The following is a 15,082-nucleotide window of genomic DNA, read 5'->3' on the forward strand; positions in this document are numbered from 1 at the left end:
TTGGCGACCTAGATTGACTTCACGCGCGCCGCCGCCCCGCACGCTGCCCGACGCCATCACCCGCCGGCCGCGCCGCCCTCGACAGGACCTCTCCCCGTGAACCGCTCCGAACTGCTCGCGCGCACCGGCTGCCTGACCGTGATCCGGCCGCCCGCGCCGCCCGTGAAGCCGGCGCCCGGCCAGCCGGGCAGCCTGTCGTCCTACGTGCCGGCGCTGCCCGAAGTCTTCGTCGCGATTCTCGACGACGGCCGCATCCTCGCATTCAACGGACACGTCGATCTCGGCACCGGCATCCGCACGTCGCTCGCGCAGATCGTCGCCGAGGAACTCGACGTGCCGGCCGCGCGCGTGACGATGGTGCTCGGCGACACGGCCGCGACGCCGAACCAGGGCCCGACCATCGCGAGCGCGACGATCCAGATTGCCGCGACGCCGCTGCGCTGCGCGGCCGCGCAGGCCCGTCACGCGCTGCTCGCGCTCGCCGCCGAGCGGTTCGGCGTCGACACGGCGCGGCTGGACATCGACGACGGCACGATTTCCGCCGAGGGACACACGATCACGTTCGCCGCGCTCGTCGCCGCGCGGCGGATCGCGCTGACGCTCGACCTGAACACCCGCACGAAGGACCCTGCTCGATACCGGATCGTCGGCCGCGCGTCGCCGCGCGTCGACCTGCCCGCGAAGGCGACCGGCCAGCTCACGTTCGTGCACGACATGCGCGTGCCGGGCATGCTGCACGGCCGCGTCGTACGGCCGCCGTACGCGGGCCACGACAGCGGCCCGTTCGTCGGCACGTCGCTGCTGGACGTCGATCGCGCGTCGGTGGCCGACGTGCCGGGGCTGGTGGCCGTCGTCGTGCTCGGCGATTTCGTCGGCGTGGTCGCCGAGCGCGAGGAGCAGGCGATCCGCGCCGCGCGCCAGTTGCGTGTGACGTGGCGGCCGCTGCCCGCGCTGCCGCCGCTCGACGAACCGGCCGCCGCGATCGCCGCCGCGCCGGCCAGACGGCGCGTGCTGCTCGACGAAGGCGACGTCGACGCCGCGCGATCGGAACCGGACACGCTCACGCTGTCGCGTACTTACGCGTGGCCGTTCCAGATGCACGGCTCGATCGGCCCGTCCTGTGCGCTCGCCGACTACCGCGCGCCCGGCGACGGGCGCATCACCGTGTGGTCCGGCACGCAGAATCCCGTGTCGCTGCGCTACGACCTCGCGACGCTCGTCGCGCGCGACGAAGCCGATGTCGACATCGTGCGGATGGAAGCGGCCGGCTGCTACGGCCGCAACGGCGCGGACGACGTGTGCGGCGACGCGCTGCTGCTGTCGCGCGCGGTCGGCCGGCCGGTGCGCGTGCAACTGTCGCGCGCGGACGAACATCTGTGGGAACCGAAAGGCGCGGGCCAGTCGATGCGGGTGACGGGCACCGTCACGCGCGACGGCCGCCTGCTCGGCTATGACTTCACGACACGCTACCCGTCGAACGACGCGCCGCTGCTCGCGGCGCTGCTGACCGGCGCGATCGCGCCCGAGCCGCGCGTGTTCGAGATGGGCGACCGCACGGCCGTGTCGCCGTATGCGAGCCCGCATCGGCGCTTCGTCTGCGAGGATCTCGCGCCGCTCGTGCGCGCATCGTGGCTGCGCGGCGTGTCGGCCTTGCCGAATTCGTTCGCGCACGATGCATTCGTCGACGAATGCGCGGCGCTGACCGGCGTCGATCCGCTCGCGTTCCGGCTGCGCCATCTGCAGGATCTGCGCGCAACCGAACTGCTGCAGGCAGTGGCCGACCGCGCGGGCTGGACGCCGCGCGCGCCGCGCCCGGCGAACGAACGCGAAGAACGCGACGCATCGCGGCTCGTGCATGGCCGCGGGATCGCGTATGCGCGCTACGTGCACAGCCGCTTCCCCGGTTTCGGCGCGGCATGGTCGGCGTGGATCGTCGACCTGAGCGTCGATCGCGTGTCGGGCGAGATTCGTATCGAGCGCGTGACGGTCGGTCAGGACACGGGCACGATGATCAACCCCGATGGCGTGCGCCACCAGATCCACGGCAACGTGATCCAGGTATTGAGTCGCACGCTGAAGGAACGCGTGCGGTTCGCGGACGGCAAGGTCGCGTCGCGCGAATGGGCGAGCTACCCGATCCTGACGTTCGCGGAAGTGCCGGACGTCGACGTCGTGCTGATGCCGAGGCAAGGCGAACCGCCGCTCGGTGCGGGCGAATCGGCATCGGTGCCGGGGCCGGCGGCGGTCGCGAATGCGCTGTTCGATGCCACCGGCGTACGGTTCTACGCCCCGCCGTTCACGCCGGAAACGGTGCGGGCCGCGCTGCGCGACGCCGGCCGGCTGATGAGCGCGGAGGCGGCCCGCGCATCGGTCACCGCGGGCGCGGCGTAGGGCGGCCCGCGCCGCGCGTCACCCGTCACGCGTCGCCGTCTTCTTCCATCATCTTGCGCAGCAGGAACTGCAGCGCGACCCGCTCGCCGGGATTGAGCGCGCCATACGTGCGTTCCGTCACCTGCCGCGCGAACGGCACCGTGCGGTCGATCAGCGCGAGGCCGGCCGCGGTTGCGCGCACGATCAGCTTGCGGCCGTCGTTCGGGTCGGGCAACACCTCGATCAGCGCGCGTGTCTTGAGCCGCTCGACGACGCCGCGAATCGTCGCCTGGTCGATCGCGGTCGCCTTGACGATGTCGTTCAGCGAACACGCCTGCCGCTCCTTGACCGCGCACAGCGTCACGAACTGCGCGGCCGTGAGATCCGAATCGGGAATCGCTTCCTGGAAAATCGAAACGTGCCGCTGATACGCGCGGCGCAGCAGATGCCCGACCTGGTCGTGAAAATCGTACGAATCCTTGGAAGACGCCATGAGAGTGCCGGCCCACGCCTGCATGCAAATGAAAGACAAGCAGTGTACACCCTCAAATCGGTGCGACCGGCGACCGGCCGGGCGCGTCATTGCGGTGCATCATGATTCGCGGCATCGCGTGCAAGTCGCGCGTGACGACCGCCCGATCGCGGCGATGCGTCCGACCATCGCATCGGTGCGCCGGCCGGGTCGCGCACCGTCGCAGCGCCTGCCGGACATGCGCTCGCGTGCTGCGGAAGATCTTCGTGCACACACTTCAATTTTGAGTGCATACGCACGAATTTCGTGCATGCCTCCCGCGATGAACCGACCTTTTCAGCGCACGCTCCATATCGGCCAAAACCCCTTTGCAAACACGGCCTTTTCTCATGCAAACGCTTGCTTTCCGGCGGCCATATCCATGCCTGTGCGCTTCGGTATTTTCTAGTGTGTACGCTACGTATTTGACGTGATATACAGACTCCAGTGCGCAGCGGAACGTCCGCTCGCGTCGATCGAGCCACCCATTCATCCGTCACACTCGAACAGGGGCAGTCCCATGTCTACCGCACACCCGAGCGCCGCCGTTTCCCCCGACGACGCGCTGCACGGCACTCTCTATCGCAAGGTCACGCTGCGCCTCATCACCCTCTTCTGCCTGTGTTACTTCGCGGCCTATCTCGACCGCATCAACATCGGGCTCGCGAAACTCCAGATGCTCGACGCGCTGAAGTTCAGCGACACCGTGTACGGCCTCGGCGCCGGCCTGTTCTTCGCCGGCTACATCCTGTTCGAAGTCCCGAGCAATCTGGTGCTACAACGCGTCGGCGCGAAGCTGTGGATCGCGCGGATCATGATCACGTGGGGTCTGCTGTCGGGTGCGACGATGTTCGTGCACACGCCGATGCAGTTCTATATCGTGCGCTTCCTGCTCGGCGCCGCCGAAGCCGGCTTCCTGCCGGGCGTGCTGCTGTACCTGACGCAGTGGTATCCCGATGCGCGCCGCGCGCGGATCGTCGCGCTGTTCATGGTCGGCCTGCCGCTGTCGAGCATGATCGGCAGTCCGATCTCCGGCTGGATCATGCGGGCGTTCGACGGCGCGCACGGGCTCGGCGGCTGGCAGTGGCTGTTCCTGCTCGAAGCGCTGCCGTCGGTGCTGCTCGGCTTCGCGGTGCTGCGCTGGCTGCCCAACGGCATCGAATCCGCGCAATGGCTGAACGCCGACGAGAAGCGGGTGCTGCGTGCGAATCTCGACGCCGATCCGTCCGGCAACAAGAGCCACGCGCTCGGCAAGGCGTTCTCCGATCCGAAGGTGTGGGCGCTCGGCCTGATCGACCTGTGCGTGCTGCTCGGCCTGTATGCGGTGAGTTTCTGGCTGCCGACGATCCTGCGCGACACCGGCGTGAAGGACGCGTATCACATCGGCTGGCTGATGGTGATCCCGAACGCCGCCGCCGTGCTCGCCACGCTGTACTGCGGCGCGAGCTCCGACCGCGCGCGCGAGCGCCGCTGGCATATCGTCGTACCGTTCATGGTGTCGGCCGTCGCGCTGGCGATCGCGGCTTCGTCGTCGCACGGCACGCTCGGCACGGTGCTGCTGTTCTCGCTGATCAACGCCGGCGCGGCTGCCGCGATGCCGGTCGTGTGGGCGTTGCCGTCAACGTTCCTGAAGGGCTCGGCCGCCGCCGGCGGCATCGCGTTCGCATGCTCGATCGCGAACCTCGGCGGCTTCGGCAGCACCTATTTCATCGGCTGGCTGCGCGATACGTTCCATTCGCAAAGCGCGGGCTTGTATGGTTTTGCCGCATGCATGCTGGTCGGCTGCGCACTCGCGCTCGCCTACCCGGCCCGGCTCGTGAACCGCTGACGCCTCGCGCCGCGCGCGCGACGCTCCCTTTTTACAACCGCGCCGCTCGCGCGGTCTGCTCCCACGCTCCCCACGTCCTCCCGCGCACGCCGCCATCCCGGCGCGTGCGCGCTGCCTGCCCCACGCCGCCGTCGTTCGCCGGTTTTTGCGCCGCACAGGCACGTCGATTGCGTCATCCCCGCGCCCGCCATCCGGCGGACAGCATCTTCCTTCCAACCGGCGCTGCGCTCCGCGCGGTTCTCTGCGCGGCGGTCCCGCATCGCAATGCAGGTTTCCTGAACGAGAGGACGACATGAAATCAATACGAACGATAGTGGCCCTGTGCTCGGTCATTTCCATGCTCACGGCATGCGGCGGCGGCGACGACGCCGGGACCGTACTCGGCATCTCGAAGCCGCAGGCGCGCTTCATCAACGCGGTGCCGGCCGGCCCGAACCTCGACTACTACCTGAATGCGAAGGTCGATCAGTCGGGTGTCGCCTACAAGGGCGTGACGCGCTATCACGACATCGATTCGGGCACGCAGACCGCGAGCTACGACGTGTCGGGCACGACCTCGACCGTCGCGTCTCAATCGTTCAGCGCGGCGAACGGTCACCATTACACGACGATCGCGCTGCCGAGCACGACGTCGCTGATCTCCGTCATCGACGACCCGTACGACAAGGGCCTGCTGTCGGACAAGGCGCGCGTGCGCAGCTTCAACGCATCGCCGAACGCGCAGAACGTCGACGTGTACGTCGTCGCGCCAGGCACCGACATCACCACGGTCAGCCCGACGATGGCGGGCGCGGCCTACCAGAACGCCGTCCCGGCGACGACGCAGGATTCGGTCTACCTGAACGGCGGCACCTACCAGGTGGTCGTCACGACGGCCGGCAGCAAGTCGCCGATCCTCAAGACCGCGCCGGTCAACATCGGCAACAACGCCGACTGGCTGCTGCTGACGATTCCGTCGGGCGGGGTCGGCGACGTGACGCCGAACGACATTCACGTGCTCGTCGCCCAGGGCAACGACGCCGATACGTCCGCGCAGGAACTCGGGCCGCAGTAAGGGCCGAAAACGATCGCGGCGGCCGGTGCGCTCGCATCGGCCGCCGCGTGCCGGTCAGCGGTATCAGTCGTCCGACCGTTCGAGGCAGATCACGTGCTCGGCGCGTGTGCCGTCGCCGTGCTCGATATCGACGTCGCCGACATGGCGCACACGCCAGCCCGGCCGCGTCGCGATCTGCGGCATGTTGCCGGACGGCCGGCTCTCGATCCCGCCGAGCCCTTCGTCGGGCGTGTCGACCGCCTCGTCGAGCGACGCGTTCGAATAGATCACGTTGTCCTGCAGCTCCGACGCGCCGGTGCGCGCCTCCATGCCCTTGCCGTCGACGTCGACCGTGTTGTCGGTCATCGCCATGTTCGCGTTGTCGAGCGTGACGATCCGGCCGGCGGCCCGGCGCACCGGATCGCCGCTGTCGACCGCATGCGCGTCGACGTCGATCGCCGGCAGGCCGGTCGGCATCTTCCCGGCGACCGCTTCCGGCGTCAGCGGACGCCGCGCCACCTGCGCGGCCTGGGTCGCCGCGTCGGGCATGTCGCCGGCCGCCGGTGTCTTCACCGGGCTTTTCTCGATCTGTTCCCGCTGCTTTTCCGGGGTAGGGTTCGATTCCGCGTTCTGCATCGCACCTCCTTGCCCGGCCGGCGGACGCCGGCGTCACGCCGTCGCCGCCGGGCCGGAAATCGCTACAACGGTCCTTGCAAATCTTTCATGCGCACGGCCGCGCACGCACGCCGACCGGCGCGCGTGCCCGCCGGCACCGCACCCGCGCGGCGGACGACGCGCCGCCGCGCCGCCCGCCCGACTACCGGCGCGCGTCAGCCGCCGCTCGCGCCGGCCGGCGCGGAGGCTGCGCCCGGCATGCTCGCGCCGGCGTCGCCGGGGGTGCCGGCCGCCCCGCTGCTCGGCGTGCCCGATGGCGCGGTGGACGGCGCGACCGACATGCCGCTGGCTGCGCCCGAGTCGGAACTGGTCGCGCCGTTGTCGCCCTTCTTCTGGCAGCCTGCGCCTGCCGCGAGGCCCGCGATCAGGATGCCGGCGAAGACGGCTCGCGATACGTGACGAAGTGAATATCGCTGCATGACACCTCCGCTGATGTCGATGTGGATGGAACCCGCTGACTCGCAATTTACGTGCCGTTCCCCGCCGCCGCGGCCGTCCGCGTTCCATTCGTTTTCCAAATGACCCCCAGCCGAATATTTAATTTCCCATCGTCCGGCCCGCCGCCCATACTCGCGAACAAATCCGAGACATAACGTCCACGGCGGCCGACCGCGCTGCGTACCCACGCAGCCGGTGTCGCGCCCCGCACATGGAAGGAGACAACGGCGTGCAACTGGAAGCCATCCACCGCACGGGCCTCGGGCTCGGCGCGGACGACGCATCGCATCGAACCGACACGGCCGCGCGCGATCCCGCGCTGAGCCCGCGGCTGCACAACCCCGATCTCGCGCCGACCCGGGCCGAGGGCCGGACATGGGGCCGCTACAGCATCTTTGCGCTGTGGACCAACGACGTGCACAACATCGCGAACTACTCGTTCGCGATCGGGCTGTTCGCGCTCGGCCTGTCGGGCTGGCAGATGCTCGCGTCGCTCGCGATCGGCGCGGTGCTCGTGTACTGCTTCATGAACCTGACCGGCTACATGGGCCAGAAGACCGGCGTGCCGTTCCCGGTGATCAGCCGGATGAGCTTCGGCATCTACGGCGCGCTGCTGCCCGCGATGATCCGCGCGGTGATCGCGATCGCATGGTTCGGCATCCAGACCTATCTCGCATCCGTCGTGCTGCGCGTGCTGCTCACCGCGATCTGGCCGGGCCTCGCCGCGTTCGACCAGAATGCGATCTTCGGGCTGTCGACGCTCGGCTGGATCACGTTCGTCGCGATCTGGCTGGTGCAGATCGGCATCCTCACGTACGGGATGGAAATGGTCCGCAAGTACGAGGGGCTCGCCGGCCCGGTGATCCTCGTCACGACGCTGTCGCTCGCCGCGTGGATGTTCAGCCGCACCGGCGGCCAGCTCGCGATGTCGATCGGCAAGCCGATGACCGGCCTGAAAATGTGGACGGAAATCTTCGCGGGCGGCTCGCTGTGGCTCGCGATCTACGGCACGCTGGTGCTCAACTTCTGCGACTTCGCCCGTTCGTCGCCGAGCGCGAAGACGGTGCGCGTCGGCAACTTCTGGGGCCTGCCGGTCAACATCCTCGTGTTCGCGACGATCAGCTTCGTGCTCGCCGGCGCGCAGTTCAAGCTGAACGGCCACATCATCCACAGCCCGACGGAAATCATCGCGACGGTGCCGAACAAGCTGTTCCTCGTGCTCGGCTGCCTCGCCTTCCTGATCGTGACGGTGGCCGTGAACATCATGGCGAACTTCGTCGCGCCGGCCTTCGTGCTGACGAGCCTCGCGCCGCACCGCCTGTCGTTCCGCCGCGCGGGCCTGATCAGCGCGACGATCGCCGTGCTGATCCTGCCGTGGAACCTGTACAACAGCCCGATCGTGATCGTCTATTTCCTGTCCGGCCTCGGTGCGCTGCTCGGCCCGCTGTACGGAATCATCACGGTCGACTACTGGCTGGTGCGCAAGCAGCGCGTGAACGTGCCCGATCTCTACACCGAAGCGCCGACCGGCGCCTACTTCTACACGCGCGGCGTGAACCGCAAGGCGCTCGCGGCGCTCGTGCCGTCCGCGCTGATCTCGATCACGCTCGCCGTCGTACCGGCCTTCAGCGCGATGACGCCGTTCTCGTGGCTGCTCGGCGCCGCGATCGCGGGCAGCGTGTACTGGCTGCTGGCCGATCGCACACGGCACTACGAAGAACGTTCGGGCGAGCACATCGCGGTCGCCTGCGCGCAACACTGATACACACGCATACGGAGTCAGCAATGAGGATCCTGGTAGTCAACGTCAACACGACCGAGTCGATCACCGATGCGATCGCCGCGCAGGCGCAGGCCGCCGCGTCGCCCGGCACGGAGATCGTCGGGCTGACGCCGCGCTTCGGCGCGGAGTCGATCGAAGGCAACTTCGAGAGCTACCTCGCGGCGATCGCCGTGATGGATCGCGTGTTGAGCTACGACGAGCCGTACGACGCGGTGATCCAGGCCGGCTACGGCGAGCACGGCCGCGAAGGGCTGCAGGAACTGCTGACGGTGCCCGTCGTCGACATCACCGAAGCGGCCGCGAGCGTCGCGATGCTGCTCGGCCATCGCTACTCGGTCGTCACGACGCTCGACCGCACGGTGCCGCTGATCGAGGATCGCCTGAAGCTCGCCGGGCTCGATGCGCGCTGCGCGTCGGTGCGCGCGAGCGGCCTCGCGGTGCTCGAACTCGAGGCGCACCCGGCTCGCGCGATCGAATCGATCGTCGGCCAGGCGCAACGCGCGGTGAAGGACGATCACGCGGAAGTGATCTGCCTCGGCTGCGGCGGGATGGCCGGCCTCGACCGGCAGATCGAGGAATGCACGGGCGTGCCGGTGGTCGATGGCGTGTCGGCCGCGGTCGCGCTCGCCGAGTCGCTGGTGCGCCTGAAGCTGAAGACGTCGAAGGTCCGCACGTATGCGCCGCCGCGCCCGAAGCGGATCGTCGGCTGGCCGGGAACCTTCGCAAAATGACGGGCCGCCGGCCGGTGGCCGCATCGTGCGGCCGCCTCGTATCGCCGGGAGGCGGATCGGCATGCCGGACCCGCTAGACCCGACCGCGCTGCGCCGCGGCGCGTCCGACGCCACGGGCGCGCTCGACGTGCTCGATGCACGGCTGATGCGCATCCTGCTCGTGCTGCTGACCGAGCGCACCGTGTCGCGCGCGGCCGTGCGCCTGAACATGTCGCAGCCGGCGACGAGCGCCGCGCTCAAGCGCCTGCGCACGCTGCTCGGCGATCCGCTGCTGGTGCGCAGCCGCTACGGGATGGTGCCGACCGAGTTCGGCGCGCGCTTGATCGAGCCGCTGCGCAACGCGCTGCGCGTGATCGACTTCATCCGCATCCAGCAGCCGACGTTCGACGCGCGCACGTCGGTGCGCACCTACCGGATCGGCTGCCCGGACTACCTGAACGTGCTGTTCGTGCCGAAACTCGTCGCGCTGTTTCGCGAGCGCGCGCCGAACGCGCAACTGGTGTTTCATCCGCTCGGCGACGGGTTCGACGACGAGCGCGCGCTGGCCGACGGCGAACTCGACGTCGTGATCGACAACCGGCCCGCACGCCAGTCGCGCTTCCGGCAGGACGACCTGTTCGACGACCGCGTCGTGTGCCTGATGCGCGCGACGCATCCGCTCGCGCGATGCGGCGCGATGACGGCCGCCGGATTCGCGGCGGCGCCGCAGCTGTGCCCGACGCCGTCGTGGCTCGAAGCGTCGGGCGCGATCGACCGGCAGCTCGAACGCGTGGGCCTGCAGCGGCGCATCGTCGTCACGCTGCCGCACTTCGAACTGGCCGCGCACGCACTGGTGCGCGCCGACCTGATCCTCACCACCACGTACCGGCTCGCGCGGCACTACGCGAAGCTGCTGCCGCTCGCCGCGGTCGCGCTGCCGGCCGAGCCGCCGGATATCGTGTACCGGATGACGTGGAACGAATCGGGGCCGTGCGCGGAAGGCGTTCGCTGGCTGCGCGGGCTGATCGCCGAGGCGACGCGCGCATGGCTTGACGCCGAGGCGAGGCTGCCTGCGGTCGCGGCGGTCGCCGCCGTATCCGCTTCCGGGCCCGATGCGGACACCGCGAAAACCGCGCCGGCCGCCGCCGAGCCGCCCGAACCCACCCGGCGCACGCGCCGCAGACCGGCCCCGCATTGTCATGCGTCGCATCCGGCGCGCGTCGCGCACGCGGCACGCATCCACCGCACCGCGACGAAGTCGCACTGACCGGCACCGCACCCGGGCCGGCATGATCCGCTCGGCGGCCGCATGTCAGACCGGTCCTGTTCACCCGCGCCGTGCCGAATCGTCGGGATGACGCGTCGGACCCGTGTCGGTGGGCGTCGCATCGCGAACGCCGGTGGCCGCTCGATCGAATCACCGGCAGCGACACGATCGCCCCGAACGTCGACAAACAGCAGGACCGTGCGCGACGTTGCGCATGCTTCACATCGTTTCACATCACGCGCCTTCGCGCATCGGTTGCGTCAGCAACTTGTATGCAACGACGGCCGCAACCAGCGCCAGCACGCCGCTCACCGTGAGCGCATCGGCGAACCCGCTCGCGAACGCGACGGGCGCCGCCCGCGCGAGGGTGCCGGCAGCGGCCGGCGGCACGCGGCCGAGCGCCTGCGCCAGATCGCCGGCCAGCAGGCTCGACATGAACGACTCATCGGCGAATACGCGCAGGCCAGGCGTCGCGGACAGCAGGCGGTCGAGCCGCGCATGCGTGCTCGCCGCCAGCACCGCGCCGAGCACGCCGACGGCCGTGACGATCGCCGAGAAGCGCGTCGTCGTGCTGATGCCCGACGCCATGCCGGTGCGATGCGGCGGCACGCACGCCATGATCGCCTTCTGCGTGTCGCCGTTCATGATGCCCGCGCCGCACCCCGTCACGAACATGCCGAGCGCGACGAGCCGGTAGTCGCCACTGGCCGTCAGCGCCGCGGTCGCGAGGTTGCCGGCGCCGATCAGCGCGAGCCCGCCCGCCAGCACGCCGCCGGACGACACGCGCGCGGCCAGCGCCGCGCCGAGCGACGGACCGGCGATCATCGCGAACGCGAACGGCAGCATCCCGAGCCCCGCGTCGATCGCCGACATCCCGAACGCGTTTTGCAGGTACAGCGGCAGGAACGTCATCATCACCTGCGCGCACGCCGCGTAACCGAACATCGCGAGCACGGCGCCGACGAAGCGCGGCTGGCCAAACAGCGCGAGATCGATCATCGGCCGCGCTTGCCAGCGCTCCGCTCCGACGAACGCCGCCAGCAGCGCGGCCGCGAGCGCGAGCCGGCCAAGCGTCGCGCCCGACAGCCAGCCGTGCGACGGCGCACCGATCAGCGCCGCGATCGCCCAGGCGAGCGCCGCGCCGAACAGCAGGCTGCCGGCCGCATCCACGCGCTTCGCATGCGGATCGTTCGATTCGTCGATCGCGACGCGCGCACCGGCCGCCAGCAGCAGGCAGACGGGCAGGTTCAGCAGGAACACCCAGCGCCACCCGATCCATTGCGTGATCGCGCCGCCGACGAGCGGCGCGATGGCCGTCGCGATTCCCATGCACATGCCCCAGATCGCCCACGCACGGGCCCGCTCGCGGCCGTCCGGGAAACGGTTCGCGATCACTGCGAGCGCCGCGGTCAGCAGCAGCGCGGCGCCGCCGCCCTTCACCGCACGCGCGGCGATCAGCCAGCCGGCCGACGGCGCGATGCCGCAGCCGAGCGACGCGACAAGGAACAGCGCGAGCCCCGTGAAGAGCATCCGCTTGCGTCCGAAGCGGTCGGCGAGCCCGCCGGCCGGCAGCAGACACGCGGCGAACGCGGTCATGTACGCGCTCACGACCCATTCGATATCGGCGAAGCTCGCATGAAAGCTGCGCGCGATGCTTGGCAGCGAGACGGCCACCACGTTGGTGTCGAGCACGATCAGCGAGCAGGTCGCGGATGCGACGGCGAGCGTCGCGGCGGCAGGCAGGCGGGTGCCCGTGCGCGGGACGGCAGCCGCGCTCGTGCGCGACGCCGGTGAAGACTGGGACATCCGGCACTCCGGAACAGGATGAGCGAGCCGTATGCTAGGCTTGTCCCGTATTGCCTGTCATTGACACTTCAATGCTGTTTTATTGACGAAAATTGCAACCATGGACCGGCTCGAATTCCGTCACGTGCGGGCGTTCCTGAGCGTCGCGCAACATCTGCATTTCGCGCGCGCGGCGGAGGCGCTCGACATGGCGCCGCCCGCGCTCACGCGGCAGATCCAGGAAGCCGAGCGGGTGCTCGGCGTGCGGCTGTTTCACCGGTCGCGCCGGGCGGTCACGCTGAGCGCCGCCGGCGAGGCCTATCTCGCGGAAGCGCGCGCCGCGGTCGAGCATCTGCAACGCGGCCGCGAACTCGCCGCGCTGGCCGAACGCGGCGAACTCGGCCGGATCGAGATCGGCTATGTGTCGTCGGCCGTGTATTCGGGCACGCTGCAGCGCACCGTCGGCGCATTTCGCACCGCTCACCCGCGCATCGAGCTGAACCTGCGCGAAGTGCCGATGGACGACGTCGCGAACCAGCTCGACGCCGGCCGGCTCGACCTCGCGTACGTGCGCCCGCCGCTCGCGCTGCCCGGCGGCCTGCGGATCGTCACGCTGCAGCGCGACGTGTTCGTCGCGGCCGTGCCCGCCGATTCGCGCTACGCGGCGATGGCCGCCGTGCGCGCGGCGGACCTCGCCGACGCGCGCTTCGCGGTGCCCGAACAAGAATTCGGCACGCTCGAAGTCGCGCGCCGCGGCCGCTTCGCGCCGGTGGTCGCCGCGCGGCCGGGCGGCCTGCTCGCGGTGCTCGCGTGCGTGTCGGTGAACGGCTGGGTCGCGGTGATTCCCGACGCGCTCGCCGGTTGCGTGTCGCTGCCGGGCGTCGTGTACCGGCCGATCGCCGGCAAGCCGATCATGTCGGAACTCGCGCTCGCGCACCGGCGGTTCGAAAAGGCGCCTGCGGTGCGGGCATTCCTGCGCACGATGCCGCCGGCCGCGTAAAGCGCCCGCGCAAGCGTCCCGGGCGTCCGGGCGTCGGGTCGACGCCGGCCGCACCGGCGCCCGCCGCGCGAATATGCATTTCACGATTCGATGTTTGTCGGCCGGAAACCGATTCCGTAACCTGCCCGGCAGCCGCGCGGCCCGCGCGCGGATCACCGAGGACACACCGCCGATGCCCCACGCTTCCGCCCCAGCGCGCCGCCGCGCGCTGCAGCGCCTTGCCGCCCTCGCCGCCGCGCCGTTCGCGGGCGGCCTTGCCCTGCCCGCCCGCGCGGCCGGCGCCGATCTGTCGGGCGTCACGCTCGTCCTCGGCGACCAGGCCGGCGGCCTGCGCGCGCTCGCCGAAGCGGCGCGCGTGCTCGACGGCACGCCGTACCGGTTCCGCTGGGCCAACTTCCAGGGCGCCGCGCCGCTGTTCGAAGCGCAGCGCGCGGGCGCGATCGATCTCGCGCCGGCCGGCGACCTGCCGGTCCTGACGGCCGCGCTCGGCGATCCGTCGTTGCGGATCGTCGCGACGCGCGTCGGTTCGCCGGCGTCGCTCGGCATCGTCGTGCAGCCCGACTCGCCGGTTCGCGCCGTGACCGACCTGAAAGGGCAAACCGTGGTCGTATCGTCGGCGCGCGGCAGCATCTCGCAATACCAGCTGTACGGCGCGCTGCGCGAACACGGGCTCGCGCCGCGCGACGTCGACGTGCGCTTCGTGCTGCCGGTCGACGCGTTCGCCGCGTTCGAGGCGAAGCGGATCGGCATCTGGGCCACGTTCGATCCGTACTACGGGCATGCGGTGCGCCGCGGCGCGCGCATCGTCCGCGACGGCAGCGGCATCAATTCGGGGCTCGCGTTCCTGACGTCGCCGGTCGAGACACTCGACGATCGCGGCAAGCGCGCGGCGCTTGCGGACGTGCTCGCGCGGCTCGCCCGCGCGGGCCAGTGGGCGCTCGCGCACCCGGCCGACTACGCGAGCGTCTATGCGTCGCTCACGCGCCTGCCGCCCGATGCGGCCACCGACATCGCGCGCCGGGCCGCGCTCGCGCAGCGCAGCCTCAGCGGCGCCGACATCGACGTGTTGCAGCGCGTCGCCGATCGCGCGGCGGCGGACGCGATCCTGCCGCGCCGTGTCGACGTTGCATCGATCGCCATCCGGCAGGTGTCCGCGTGAGCGATGCGGCGCGAGGATGCGCTCAGCGCGGCCGCGCCATATCGAGATCCGGCACGTCGTCGCCGAACGTCGACGCGACGAGCGTGCGCATTGCGGCGATCAGCAGCGTCGGCCCCGACTGGTTGAACGTGCAGCGCTCGCCCGCGGCCGGCACCGCGCGGTGCAGCACGGCACGCCACGCACCTCGCCCGCCGTCGCGCTCGAACCCGGCAAACGGCAGCCGCTCGACGATCGGACCGCCGTCCGCCCAGGACGATGACGGCGCGAACGGTGTCGGGACGCCGCCCGGTTCGCGGATCGACGTGCAGCCGGACGCGTCGGCACGCGGCACCTCGTGGCCTTCCGCGGTCGCGACCCAGTAATCCAGCGCCGCACCGGTCAGATCCTGGACTTGCATGGCCCTCTCCGTCGCCGTCGTTCCAGTCGACATGCTAACCGTTGCGCACGCACGCGCGGTCCGGACGGCGCCTCGGCGCCCCGGCGAGCCGCTGCATCGCGAAATCCCGCCCCCGAACAAACCCGC

13 protein-coding genes are annotated in these 15,082 nt (G+C 70.4%); 8 read left to right on the forward strand and 5 right to left on the reverse strand.

The window, feature by feature from the left end; genetic code table 11:
- The first annotated feature begins 96 nt into the window (after positions 1 to 96).
- Positions 97 to 2,391: a molybdopterin cofactor-binding domain-containing protein gene (locus H0X90_RS03080; RefSeq protein WP_077190734.1), complete on the forward strand. Its 2,295-nt coding sequence runs from the start codon at positions 97 to 99 to the stop codon at positions 2,389 to 2,391.
- Between the two features lie 25 nt (positions 2,392 to 2,416).
- Here H0X90_RS03080 and H0X90_RS03085 read toward each other — a convergent pair whose 3' ends face one another.
- On the reverse strand, positions 2,417 to 2,863 hold the full coding sequence (locus H0X90_RS03085) for a MarR family winged helix-turn-helix transcriptional regulator (protein WP_006491051.1): 447 nt from the start codon (positions 2,861 to 2,863) through the stop codon (positions 2,417 to 2,419).
- 538 nt (positions 2,864 to 3,401) lie between these two features.
- On the opposite strand from H0X90_RS03085, the gene H0X90_RS03090 reads away from it, so the two are divergent.
- Together H0X90_RS03090 and H0X90_RS03095 are read left to right on the forward strand one after the other, a co-directional pair.
- Positions 3,402 to 4,709, forward strand: coding sequence for an MFS transporter (locus H0X90_RS03090; protein ID WP_006491056.1), 1,308 nt, complete (start codon positions 3,402 to 3,404; stop codon positions 4,707 to 4,709).
- Positions 4,710 to 5,001: 292 nt separating this feature from the next.
- Complete coding sequence (locus H0X90_RS03095) at positions 5,002 to 5,763, forward strand: DUF4397 domain-containing protein (RefSeq protein WP_006491053.1); 762 nt, start codon at positions 5,002 to 5,004, stop codon at positions 5,761 to 5,763.
- A 63-nt stretch (positions 5,764 to 5,826) separates the two neighbouring features.
- Here H0X90_RS03095 and H0X90_RS03100 read toward each other — a convergent pair whose 3' ends face one another.
- Positions 5,827 to 6,378, reverse strand: coding sequence for a DUF3005 domain-containing protein (locus tag H0X90_RS03100; protein ID WP_006491052.1), 552 nt, complete (start codon positions 6,376 to 6,378; stop codon positions 5,827 to 5,829).
- A gap of 194 nt (positions 6,379 to 6,572) precedes the next feature.
- Entirely contained in the window at positions 6,573 to 6,836 is a 264-nt protein-coding gene (locus tag H0X90_RS03105; RefSeq protein WP_049017396.1) for a hypothetical protein, read from the reverse strand.
- A gap of 230 nt (positions 6,837 to 7,066) precedes the next feature.
- Between H0X90_RS03105 and H0X90_RS03110 the strand changes: the two genes are divergently transcribed.
- The 3 genes from H0X90_RS03110 (at position 7,067) to H0X90_RS03120 (ending at position 10,615) form a co-directional block, all read left to right on the forward strand.
- Positions 7,067 to 8,617, forward strand: coding sequence for an NCS1 family nucleobase:cation symporter-1 (locus H0X90_RS03110; protein WP_021033461.1), 1,551 nt, complete (start codon positions 7,067 to 7,069; stop codon positions 8,615 to 8,617).
- A 23-nt stretch (positions 8,618 to 8,640) separates the two neighbouring features.
- Complete coding sequence (locus tag H0X90_RS03115) at positions 8,641 to 9,369, forward strand: aspartate/glutamate racemase family protein (RefSeq protein WP_006488622.1); 729 nt, start codon at positions 8,641 to 8,643, stop codon at positions 9,367 to 9,369.
- Between the two features lie 61 nt (positions 9,370 to 9,430).
- On the forward strand, positions 9,431 to 10,615 hold the full coding sequence (locus H0X90_RS03120; protein ID WP_077190736.1) for a LysR family transcriptional regulator: 1,185 nt from the start codon (positions 9,431 to 9,433) through the stop codon (positions 10,613 to 10,615).
- Positions 10,616 to 10,849: 234 nt separating this feature from the next.
- Here H0X90_RS03120 and H0X90_RS03125 read toward each other — a convergent pair whose 3' ends face one another.
- Positions 10,850 to 12,421: an MFS transporter gene (locus H0X90_RS03125; protein WP_077190737.1), complete on the reverse strand. Its 1,572-nt coding sequence runs from the start codon at positions 12,419 to 12,421 to the stop codon at positions 10,850 to 10,852.
- 100 nt (positions 12,422 to 12,521) lie between these two features.
- Between H0X90_RS03125 and H0X90_RS03130 the strand changes: the two genes are divergently transcribed.
- The gene (locus H0X90_RS03130; protein ID WP_006495905.1) at positions 12,522 to 13,400 is read left to right on the forward strand and encodes a LysR family transcriptional regulator; all 879 of its coding nucleotides are present in this window, start codon (positions 12,522 to 12,524) and stop codon (positions 13,398 to 13,400) included.
- Between the two features lie 172 nt (positions 13,401 to 13,572).
- Positions 13,573 to 14,559 carry an ABC transporter substrate-binding protein gene (locus tag H0X90_RS03135; RefSeq protein ID WP_077190738.1) on the forward strand — a complete coding sequence of 329 codons (987 nt, stop codon included), beginning with the start codon at positions 13,573 to 13,575 and terminating at the stop codon, positions 14,557 to 14,559.
- Between the two features lie 22 nt (positions 14,560 to 14,581).
- Here the strand turns inward: H0X90_RS03135 and H0X90_RS03140 are convergent, their stop codons facing one another.
- A complete protein-coding gene (locus H0X90_RS03140; RefSeq protein ID WP_006486180.1) occupies positions 14,582 to 14,956 on the reverse strand; it encodes a phage protein NinX family protein in 375 nt (124 codons plus the stop codon).
- Positions 14,957 to 15,082: the final 126 nt, after the last annotated feature.

This window comes from Burkholderia sp. 9775_39 (assembly GCF_015712225.1).
In the GTDB taxonomy this organism is placed as follows: Bacteria; Pseudomonadota; Gammaproteobacteria; order Burkholderiales; family Burkholderiaceae; genus Burkholderia; species Burkholderia cenocepacia.